Annotated in this window: 13 protein-coding genes; 6 read left to right on the top strand and 7 right to left on the bottom strand. The window is 70.0% G+C overall.

Annotated elements, in window-relative coordinates:
- Window positions 1-215 (top strand): hypothetical protein (locus FBZ88_RS30630; RefSeq protein ID WP_211102857.1); only part of this gene is annotated, 215 nt, incomplete at its 5' end.
- 9 nt (window positions 216-224) lie between these two features.
- On the opposite strand, the gene FBZ88_RS30040 is transcribed toward FBZ88_RS30630, so the two are convergent.
- From FBZ88_RS30040 to FBZ88_RS30020, 5 genes are all read right to left on the bottom strand, one after another.
- Window positions 225-743, bottom strand: coding sequence for an MmcB family DNA repair protein (locus FBZ88_RS30040; protein ID WP_326487158.1), 519 nt, complete (start codon window positions 741-743; stop codon window positions 225-227).
- Window positions 744-748: 5 nt separating this feature from the next.
- Window positions 749-1,288 (bottom strand): hypothetical protein, encoded by a 540-nt coding sequence (locus tag FBZ88_RS30035; RefSeq protein WP_145620660.1) that lies wholly within the window; start codon window positions 1,286-1,288, stop codon window positions 749-751.
- Window positions 1,288-1,839, bottom strand: coding sequence for a hypothetical protein (locus FBZ88_RS30030; protein ID WP_145620659.1), 552 nt, complete (start codon window positions 1,837-1,839; stop codon window positions 1,288-1,290). Before FBZ88_RS30030 ends, FBZ88_RS30035 begins: the two co-directional genes overlap by 1 nt.
- 188 nt (window positions 1,840-2,027) lie before the next feature.
- On the bottom strand, window positions 2,028-2,366 hold the full coding sequence (locus tag FBZ88_RS30025) for a hypothetical protein (protein WP_145610532.1): 339 nt from the start codon (window positions 2,364-2,366) through the stop codon (window positions 2,028-2,030).
- Between the two features lie 216 nt (window positions 2,367-2,582).
- A complete protein-coding gene (locus tag FBZ88_RS30020) occupies window positions 2,583-2,768 on the bottom strand; it encodes a zinc-finger domain-containing protein (protein ID WP_145620658.1) in 186 nt (61 codons plus the stop codon).
- Window positions 2,769-3,035: 267 nt separating this feature from the next.
- On the opposite strand from FBZ88_RS30020, the gene FBZ88_RS30015 reads away from it, so the two are divergent.
- The 5 genes from FBZ88_RS30015 (at window position 3,036) to FBZ88_RS29995 (ending at window position 7,470) form a co-directional block, all read left to right on the top strand.
- On the top strand, window positions 3,036-4,040 hold the full coding sequence (locus FBZ88_RS30015) for an ABC transporter ATP-binding protein (protein WP_211102856.1): 1,005 nt from the start codon (window positions 3,036-3,038) through the stop codon (window positions 4,038-4,040).
- Entirely contained in the window at window positions 4,027-5,091 is a 1,065-nt protein-coding gene (locus FBZ88_RS30010; protein WP_145620656.1) for an alpha/beta hydrolase, read from the top strand. Before FBZ88_RS30015 ends, FBZ88_RS30010 begins: the two co-directional genes overlap by 14 nt.
- The gene (locus FBZ88_RS30005) at window positions 5,088-5,939 is read left to right on the top strand and encodes a ChbG/HpnK family deacetylase (RefSeq protein ID WP_145620655.1); all 852 of its coding nucleotides are present in this window, start codon (window positions 5,088-5,090) and stop codon (window positions 5,937-5,939) included. The genes FBZ88_RS30010 and FBZ88_RS30005 overlap by 4 nt, the downstream gene beginning before the upstream one ends.
- Window positions 5,940-6,017: 78 nt before the next feature.
- Complete coding sequence (locus FBZ88_RS30000) at window positions 6,018-6,878, top strand: TrmH family RNA methyltransferase (RefSeq protein WP_145620654.1); 861 nt, start codon at window positions 6,018-6,020, stop codon at window positions 6,876-6,878.
- Window position 6,879: 1 nt separating this feature from the next.
- Entirely contained in the window at window positions 6,880-7,470 is a 591-nt protein-coding gene (locus FBZ88_RS29995; protein WP_145620653.1) for an rRNA large subunit pseudouridine synthase E, read from the top strand.
- Here the strand turns inward: FBZ88_RS29995 and FBZ88_RS29990 are convergent.
- Both FBZ88_RS29990 and FBZ88_RS29985 read right to left on the bottom strand, forming a co-directional pair.
- Window positions 7,445-8,485: an OmpA/MotB family protein gene (locus FBZ88_RS29990; RefSeq protein WP_145620652.1), complete on the bottom strand. Its 1,041-nt coding sequence runs from the start codon at window positions 8,483-8,485 to the stop codon at window positions 7,445-7,447. The genes FBZ88_RS29995 and FBZ88_RS29990 overlap by 26 nt on opposite strands.
- Entirely contained in the window at window positions 8,475-9,362 is an 888-nt protein-coding gene (locus FBZ88_RS29985) for a motility protein A (protein ID WP_246138916.1), read from the bottom strand. The genes FBZ88_RS29990 and FBZ88_RS29985 overlap by 11 nt, the downstream gene beginning before the upstream one ends.
- Window positions 9,363-9,674: the final 312 nt, after the last annotated feature.

Raw genomic sequence — 9,674 nt, 5'->3', positions numbered from 1 at the left:
CATCGCAAGCCTCCTCTGTGCTTGCTCTGGTGAATCAGAAAATCCGCCTGAAGGGAATCCCCTCAGTGAGAGTCGCCATCAGCGCTCCTTGGTATGAGGCCCTGCATCATGCCGCTGTAGGCCGCGACTGCGGCCGCCGGAGAATTTCGGGGAGCGTCAGCGGACTGAAATTCGAGGACAAGCCCAGCCCGCGGATGCGGGCGCCCGGCGTCTGAGGGACGGCATCAAAACGCCGTCGGCCTTGGGTCTTCCACCTGGTGCAGGCGCTGGAAGGCCTGCATGGCGACGCGCAGCAGCAGGGTCTTGCGCCGGGCAGCGTTCAGCTTGACCTCGGGCCCTTGGCGCAGGATTTCGGCGCCGTAGCCATCGGCCACGATCAGCCCGCATTCCTCAGGGATCAGCTCCTGGGGGAAGTCCTCACCCACGGCGAAGTAGAACCGGTCGCAGAACTCCAGGTAGTCGCCCCATTTGTGGTCGGCGCGGAAATCGGCGACGGAGCTTTTGATCTCGATGATGGTGACCGTGCCGTCACCGGCCAAGGCCAGGATATCGGCGCGGCGGTTGTTGGCCAGCGGCACCTCCAGCATCGAGCGCATGCCGTGGTGGATCAGCATGCGGCGCACGCCGCGCGCCAGCAGCAGGGCGCGTTCCATGCCCGGCCGGCCGAAGAAGGGCGGCACGGTGGCGGGAATGACGAAGTCGCCTTCATCGCCGGGTGACGACGGGTCGGACGGCACGGACATGGGATTCAGCCCCGCTTGAAACGCTCCACCTTCTGGACACGATAGCCCAAGCTGGTGGGAAAGCGCTGCTCGGCGCGGAAGCGGGCGTCACGATCGGTGGTGGCGCCGAACAAATAGACCTGGGCCCCCTCGCTCACGCCGGCGGCATCCGCGCCGTCGGTGTTGGCCGCGACGCTGTTCGCGGCCGGGACCACCGTCACCTCCCACAGCCGGCCGTGGACCAGCACCGTCTTGTCCGGCACGATCAAGCGGCGGCGGGAGGCGGACTGCAGTTCCCGCAGCTTGGCATCCGCCTCGGCCCGGGTGGCGCGCAGGGTGGCGACCGCCTCCTCCAGGCCGGCGACCTCGCGGGCGCTGCCCTCGGCCGTGGCCTTGGCCTCGTTGGCGGCGGCGGTGACGTGGCCCAGCTCCTCCTCCAGCCGACCCAGGCGGCGTTCCCTCACGCGGCGATCATCCTCGATGTTGCGCGCCGTCAACGCGAACTGGATCAGCGAATAGAGCAGCAGGATGATGAGGCCGATATTGGCGAGAAGGGCCGCCGACATCAGGAGGCCGCCGCCTGCTGGGCCGCACCATCCGGCACCGGCAGCATGCTGGACAGGATGAAGCCCGCCAACTCGGGAAAGGCCTGACGGGCCAGGCGCATGGCCTCCGCCTGATTCTCGGCCCACACCTCCACCACGTGGGGACAGCCGCGCAAATGGCTGTGGGTGGTGGCCGTCTGATTGATGGTCAGCGTCGGGCCCAGGGCCAGACTGCCGGTGTACAGGCGGCGTCCGGTGCCCGGCTCCCCCACCTCATGGATCAGCTCGAAATTATCGGCCTGGGCGGCGATCAGCCGGCGCTGCGCCTCCGCCAGCTGGTTCTGGATCATGCGCCGCTCCTCCGCCAGGTCGCGGCCCCGGGCCAGGTTCTGGTCATGCGCCTTCACCGCCTCATCCAAGGCGGTGCGGGTCCTGGCCACCTTGCCCTCAAGTTCCGCCACCGCGTTGCGGGTAGCGTAGAGCAGGGTCTGGCGGAACAGCACCATGGCCACCATGCCGACCGCGCCCAGCAGCGCGATCACGAACAGGCTGATGCTGAATTCCTCAAGCACGACCGCGGCGATCCTTTCGGCGTTCCCATAGAGCCTAGCATTGCCAACAATTTTCCACAAATTGTCGATGGCACCGCCAAGCCAATCCGCCGAGCATATCAGGCCGGCCGTTCACAAATGGTTATCATCGGTAACGATAACGGCCGACTAGGCCAAAAGCAACCTGGGCGAGAGATTATGGCATTACCTCACGCAGCGCTTTGTGAGAATCCCCGCCCCGCGATCTCCCTCAGGAAGGCGCGGTCGACGGCGGGATAGCGTGAGGGCATCTCCCGCTCAATCGTATCAAGCAGTGTGCGCGCGGCGTCGCGGCCGTTGATCTCGGCATACAGCAGGAACCAGGCGGCATAGGTACGGCCCAGGCCTACCGCGGCCGGGCCGACAGCGACGTCACTGTCCGTCGGCATGACCCAATAGCCCAGGGCGCCATCGCGGCGCAGGCCGACGAAGGGCAGCTTGGCCAGCGGCAGCCGGGCCGGGGTGCCAGAAGGGGGCGCGGCTTTGGACGGGGGTGGGACGGGGGCCATCGCTTGCCATGACAAGAAATGGTTCGCGCCCCAAACATTGAGGTGCGGAGCCGGCGAACCTACTGGCCCTGGTATAACCCGGCGAGTCGCGCCTCGCTATTGATGCGGAAGAATAGGTCCCCGCGCCGGGCGGCCGGTCAGGCCCCGCCGCCCTGGCGCGTGGAAACCGGGCCAATCGGCCTGACCGGGTGGCGGCCTGACCGGTGGCGGCCCGACTTAGTGGCCGTGGCCAGCGTGGGCCTTGCCGGCCTCGGACAGGACGAAATGGCGGCCGCAATAGGGGCAGTCGATCGTGCCTTCCTTTTCCATGGTCAGATAAACCAGCGGATGGCCCAGGGCGCCGCCCCCGCCATCGCACCCGACGGACGGGGTATCGACATAGATCGTCTCAATCGGCTGCATGGCCTCGGGCGCTCCATAATAAAGGTCCAGGGCGGGACGAACGTCCCGCCGACGCCCGGATCATAGCCAAGCGCGCCGCCGGATCAAGCGTGAGGCGCCCCGCCCGGTTCCGCCTCGCGCGGACCTCCTTGGTGGGGGGTGTGATGGCCGTGGTTGACCGTGGTCAAGGCGGGGGTGTACGCCTTTTCGGCCCCGGCTTTCCCGGGTTTTCCCCTTTTTCGGGCCCGCATGTTTCCCGGCCCCGTCATCATGGACCGTCCCGACCCCATGCCCGACACGCGCGCGCCCGACACCCAACCCGCCCCGTCCGCCCCCAACGGCAGCCCGCCCGAGCTGGCGATCGAGCTGCGTGGGCTCACCAAGACCTACAAGGCCTCCGGCAAGGCGCCGGCCAAGCTGGCATTGAAAGGCATCGACCTGGCGATTCCCCGCGGCTCGGTCTATGGCCTGCTGGGTCCCAACGGCGCCGGCAAGTCCACCATGATCAACATCCTGGCGGGCCTGGTCACCAAGAGCGGCGGCACCGCCAAGATCTGGGGCATCGACATCGACCAGGACCCGCGGGCCGCCCGCGCCGCCATCGGCGTGGTGCCCCAGGAACTGAACATGGACCCGTTCTTCACCCCGCGTGAGCTGCTGGACCTGCAGGCCGGCCTGTACGGCGTGCCCAAGCGCGAGCGGCAGACCGACCGCCTGCTGGAGGCGGTGGGCCTGAAGGACAAGGCCAATGCCTATGCCCGCACCCTGTCGGGCGGCATGCGCCGCCGCCTGATGGTGGCCAAGGCCATGGTGCACACCCCGCCGGTGCTGGTACTGGACGAGCCCACGGCTGGCGTGGACGTGGAACTGCGCCAGTCGCTGTGGGCCCATGTGCGCGAACTGAACCGCGCCGGCACCACCGTGGTGCTGACCACCCACTACCTGGAAGAGGCGCAGGAGCTGTGCGACAGCATCGCCATCATCAACCACGGCCAGGTGGTGGCGTGCGACAGCACCGACCGCCTGCTGCGCACCCTGGACCGCAAGGACCTGGTGGCGGTGGTGGACCAGGATCTGACCGAGGTGCCCAGCACGCTGGCCGGCTTCGAGGTCACATTGAAAGGCCGCCAGTTGACGGTGCAGTACCCGCCCAGCCGCGTGAAGGTGGGGGAGGTGCTGAACGCCATCGCCGCTGCCGGCCTGACCATCGTCGACCTCAGCACCAAGGAGTCGGACCTGGAGGACATCTTCCTGCAGCTGACCCGCGCGCCCGCCGGCAATGGCGCGGGCTGAGGACAACGCCCTTTCCCCCACCGCACCGCGCTGGCGCCCCCGCTGGCTGGCGGCGGTAGCACTTGGCCTGTCTGTCACGGCCTGCGCCCCCACCGCCCGGGTGGCCGGGCCTCCGGTGGTGGTCACCCCTCAGCTGACGACGGCGGGGATCACCGCGCGCGACGGCGCCATCCTGCCCACGCAGTCCTGGCTGCCTGCGGAAGGTCCGCCGCGGGCCGTCATCCTGGCGCTGCACGGCTTCAACGACTACGCCAACTCTTATGACGCCCCTGGCCGCTGGTGGGCGCAGCATGGCGTGGCGACCTATGCCTACGATCAGCGGGGCTTCGGCCGTAATCCGCACCCCGGCGTCTGGGCCGGCGGCGACGTCATGGTGCGCGACATGTGGGACGCCGCCGCCGCCCTGCACGACCGCTATCCCGACACGCCGCTGTTCCTGACGGGGGAGAGCATGGGCGGGGCCGTGCTGATGACAGGCCTGGCGGGGCACGCCCTGCCGGCGGGCTTCAAGGGCGTCATCCTCACCGCGCCGGCCGTCTGGTCGCGCGGCACCATGCCTTTTTACCAGCGCTGGGCCCTGGCCATCGCCAACTGGACCGTGCCCTGGCTGAGCCTGACGCCGCCGCGCGGCCTGATCCATGTGCAGGCGTCGGACAACATCCCCATGCTGATCGCCCTGGGCCGCGACCCCCTGGTGGTGAAGGCCACCCGCGTGGACGCGCTGGAGGGCCTGACCGACCTGATGGATGCCGCCATGGATGCCGCCCCGCGCTTCAAGGTGACGTCGCTGGTGATGTACGGCCAGCATGAGGAGCTAATCCCCCGGGAGCCCATGTGCAAGGCCCTGGCCCACCTGCCGGACGCCAGCCAGGGGGGCCCGCGCATCGCCTTCTACCCCACGGCCTGGCACATGATGCTGCGCGACCTGCACGCCCAGATCGTCTGGCAAGACATCCTGGCCTGGGTCACCGACCCGGCCGCCCCTCTGCCCAGCGGCATGGACACCAACCCGGAAATCCCGACGCTGCTGGCCGAGGGACGCACGCCATGACCGCGACCATAGTCCTGAACGCCGACGACTACGGTTTGTCCCCGGGTGTTTCCCAAGGCATCCTGGCCCTGATCCGCCAGGGGCGCCTGTCGGGCACCAGTTGCATGACCGCCACGCCCTTTTGGCCGCAGCACGCGCCCTGGCTGGCGGAGGTGGCGGACCGGGCCGACATCGGCCTGCACCTGACCCTGACGGACCAGGAACCCGCCGGCCCCTGCCCGGCCCTGGCACCCACCGGCCGCTTCGGCAGCGTGGGCGATCTGATGATCCGCTCCCTGACCGGCCGGCTGATGGACGCCGCATCCCAAGCCGACCTGAAGGCGGAGATCGGGCGCCAGCTGGATCTGTTCGAGGCCCATGCCGGCCGGCCGCCCTCCCACGTCGATGGGCACCAGCATGTCCACCTGCTGCCCGGCGTGCGCGGCCTGGTGCTGGACGCCGTGGCCCACCGCTATCCCCCGGGCAGCGTTTATGTCCGCGATTGTGCCGAGCCCGTCGCCGCCGTGCTGGCACGCGGGGTGGACAGCGTGAAGGCCCTGGTCATCGCCAGCCTGGCGCGTGGGCTGGCCGCCGCCGCCGCCCGGCGCGGCATCCCCACCAACCGGGGCTTCCGCGGCGTCTACGACTTCGGCCCCGGCCGCGACTTCCCGGCGCTGATGGCCAAGTTCCTCGCCCCCGCCCAAGACCGCGCCCTGGTCATGGTGCACCCGGCCCTGCCGGACGAGGTGCTGGCCGGGCTGGACCCGGTGGTCGCCAGCCGCCAGGTGGAACAGGCCTATCTGTCGGGTGACGCCTTCGCAGCATTGCTGGACAGGACCGGTGTGCGGCTGGGCCGCCTGCTGGGTTGACACAAAACGAGTTGACCCCGCGAGGGTCCACGCGCTTCATGCGGCCCCATCACAGCCATTCGCGATCGAGGACCAGGGATGCCGGACCCCCGCAGCGCCAAAGGGCCGTCCAAGGCCGCCCCCCAGCCCGCCAGCAAGCCGGCCGCCGAGTCGGTGATTGGCGAAAACACCCGGCGCAAGGCCTTCCGCGTCCTGGGTTTGCCGGCGGTGGCCGCCCTGTTCGCGCGCGACCCCGACCGGGTGGAGCGGCTGTTCTTCGACGATCGCATGAAGGAAAAGGTGGGCGCCTACTGCGCCGGCCTGGCGCAGGCGCGCAAGGTCTACCGCCTGCTGCCGGCGGAGGAGATGGAGAAGGTGGCGGGCACGCCCCTGCATGGCGGCGTGGTGGCCGTGGCCGCCCCGCGCCCCGTCCTGCCCCTGGACATCGACGAGGCGGCGCGATGGGCGGCGGCGGGGGAGCCACTGATGATCCTGGACGGTGTGGGCAACCCGCACAACCTGGGCGCCATCGTCCGCACCTGCGCCTTCTTCGGCATCAACCGCCTGGTGCTGTCCGACCATGCCGAACAGGCCCTGCCCTCCGAGGCGGCCTACCGGGTGGCCGAGGGCGGGTTCGAGTATGTGACGCTCTACCAGCTGCCGCGCTTCGCCCAAAGCCTGCGCCACCTGCGCGCCCATTACCGCATCGTCGGCACCGCCCTGGGCGACCATCCCGACCCGGCCGCCGCACTATCGATGCCAAACGCCAAGCCCGCCGCCCTGATCCTGGGCAACGAGGAGGTGGGCCTGCCCGCCACCACGCTGCAGGCCTGCAACCAGCTGGTCACTCTGCGCGGCAGCGGCCAGGTGCAGTCGCTGAACGTCTCGGCCACCGCCGCCATCCTGGTGCACGCCCTGGCAACCCCTGGGCCGGCGGCCTCTGGGGCCCGGCGGGGCTGACATGCCTCGGCTGATCCTGTTCAACAAGCCCTATGACGTGCTGTCGCAGTTCAGCGATGACAGCGGCCGGGCGACGGTGAAGGACTACATCGACGTGCCGGGCGTCTATCCGGCCGGGCGGCTGGACCGGGACAGCGAGGGCCTGCTGGTCCTGAGCGACGACGGCCCCTTCATCCACCGCATCGCCGACCCCAAGCACAAGCTGGCGAAGACCTATTGGGCGCAGGTCGAGGGCGTGCCGGATGAGGCGGCGCTGGCGGCCCTGCGCCGGGGCGTCACGCTGAAGGACGGCCCCACCCTGCCGGCGGGCGCGCGCCTGATGGAAGAGCCGGCGGCCCTGTGGCCCCGCGACCCGCCCATCCGCTACCGCGCCGCCATCCCCACCAGTTGGATCGAGCTGACCTTGAGGGAGGGGCGCAACCGCCAGGTCCGCCGCATGACGGCGGCGGTGGGTTTCCCCACCTTGCGTCTGGTCCGTTGGGCCGTGGGCGACTGGACACTGGAGGACTTGGCGCCCGGTGCGTGGCGCGACGCGCCATTCCCGGCGGCACCGAAGGCCGCGCCGGTCAGGGCGTCTCGACGATCAAGGTGACGCGCCGGTCGGCGGCGCGGTCATGGTCCGGCGCGTTCGGGTCGGTGTTGGCGCCCGGGGGCGAAACATGCGGCCGGGTATCGGCATAGCCCACCGCCCGCAGGCGGTTGGCCGGCACACCGTCGCTGATCAGCATGCGCACCACGGCGGCGGCGCGGGCGGCCGACAGTTCCCAGTTGCTGGGAAAGCGGGCGGTGCTGATGGCGTTGCTGTCGGTGTGCCCCTCCACCGTCACCATGCCCTTCAGGGATTGCAGCACCGGCACCAGGCGGGCCAGGATCTGCTGGCCCTCGTCGCCCAGATCGGCACGGCCGGAGGCGAACAGCACCCGGTCCTTGATCTCGATGGACAGGCCCCGGCCCCGGGGCGTGACCTGCACGTCGGGTGGCAGGTCCTGCGCCTCCAGATCCTGGGCCAGGCGCTTGGCCTCCTCCGTCGGTTCCTCCGCCGGACCAGCCCCAGGTAACGTATCGGGCGGCAGGGCATCCTGGGGCGGGCGCTGCGGCGGATAGGGGGGCACCGGCGGTAAGGTGGGGCTGGACATGGACGATGCCGTCGGGTTCTTCGCCATGTCGCGGGCGGGGGCGCCCACCGGATTGGCCGAGACGGCCACGCGGCCAGCGCCAGGCTGGTTGTTGTCGGACCTCAGCTTCAGCCGGCCGTTGATGCCCAGGATGGCCACCATGCCCAGGAACACGATCATCAGCAGCGTGACCATGTCCATGTAGCTGATGACCCACTCCTCCGACTCCTCCGCCGGTTCGCCGGGCATGCGGCCGGGGACGGTGCGGTGCTGGGTCGGGCGGCCGCCGCGGGCATGGCCACGGGCATGCCCGCCCGGCCGGCCGGGCGGCTTGGCCGGGACCGGCGGCGGCGCGGCGGCGGTGCCCGGCATCACCGGCGGCGGTACGGGAAGGCCGGAGGCATAGACGCGGGCGGTGTGCCGGGGCTTGGGTGGCGGAGGGGGATCGCCGCCACCGCCGGACCCGCCGCCGGACTGATCGCTAGGCGCCACCCCAATCCTCCTCCCGCGCGTCGCGCAGGTAATGGTCCAGGCTGTCCTGGATGATGGTGGGGGAGCGGCCGAGGTGGGTCAGCACCACACCCTCCAGCAGCACGTTCATCAGGGCGACCCGGCGGCCGGTGCGCTGTTCCAGCTTGATGGCGATGGGCTTGAACACCAGGTTGGCCAGCACCAGGCCGTAGAGGGTGGCCAACATCGCCACCGCCATGCTGCCGCCGATCAGGCCGATGTCACCCTCGCCCAGGTGCTTGAGCATGCCGACCATGCCGGCCAGCGTGCCCAGCAGGCCAAAGGCGGGGGAGAAGGTGGCCAGGGTACGGAAGAATCGCGACTGCCCGGCCTCCAGCTCCATCTGTTTCTGGATGCGCCAGTTCATGACCTGCAGCAGGTCTTCCAGCGGCTGGGCGTCCACCACCATCTGCAGGCCCAGCCGCAGGAAGGGGTGGGCCACGCGCTGGGCCCGGTCGTCGGCCGCCTGGATGCGCTTCTCATGCAGGTGGCGGGCGACCTCCATCAGTTCGGCGACATCGGCGCGGATGCTGTCGCGGTCGCGCACGATGCCGACCAGGGCGCCCAGGGCGGCGCGGATCTCGTCCCCCCGGAAGGCCAGCAGCGCCACGCAGACGACGCCGCCCAGCACGATCAGCAGGCCCTCGGGATTGTAATAGAAGTGCCAGTTGCCGCCGGCGGAGACGACGAACCACAGCAGGGCGACGGTGGCCAGCACACCCGCCAGCGTCGTGCCGATGAAGCGGGAGGTGACGCCCCCCTTGGCGGGTCCCCGATTGGCGGGCCCGCGATTGCCAGACCCGGACCTGGCGGCCGGCGCGTTGCGCACCGGGCGCGCGCCGCGTTCGTTCACAGTCACGCCCTTGCCCCTAATAACAACGGTATAGGTGCCGCCTGCCCCGGCGGTACTGGCCACAGATTAACCGAGTGGCCCCGGCGAAAACACCCCGCTCAGAAGATCAAGGATTTAGGCCGCAAAATGGCGACGGCCCCGCCCGGGTGATCCAGGCGGGGCCGTTTTGGTCAGCCGAACCGGTGTGGTTGTAGGCGATCAGCGGCCCTGGATGGTGATGGTGAGGGTGTCGGTGTAGCTGCCGGCGATGGCCTGGGCGTTGGCGGGGACGGTGACGGCGACGGTGGCGGTCTTGTTGAACTGGGCGGAAGAGCGGAC

It is taken from the genome of Nitrospirillum bahiense (assembly GCF_007828025.1).
Lineage (GTDB): Bacteria > Pseudomonadota > Alphaproteobacteria > Azospirillales > Azospirillaceae > Nitrospirillum > Nitrospirillum amazonense.
This window is presented reverse-complemented; position numbering and strand designations above follow the sequence as displayed.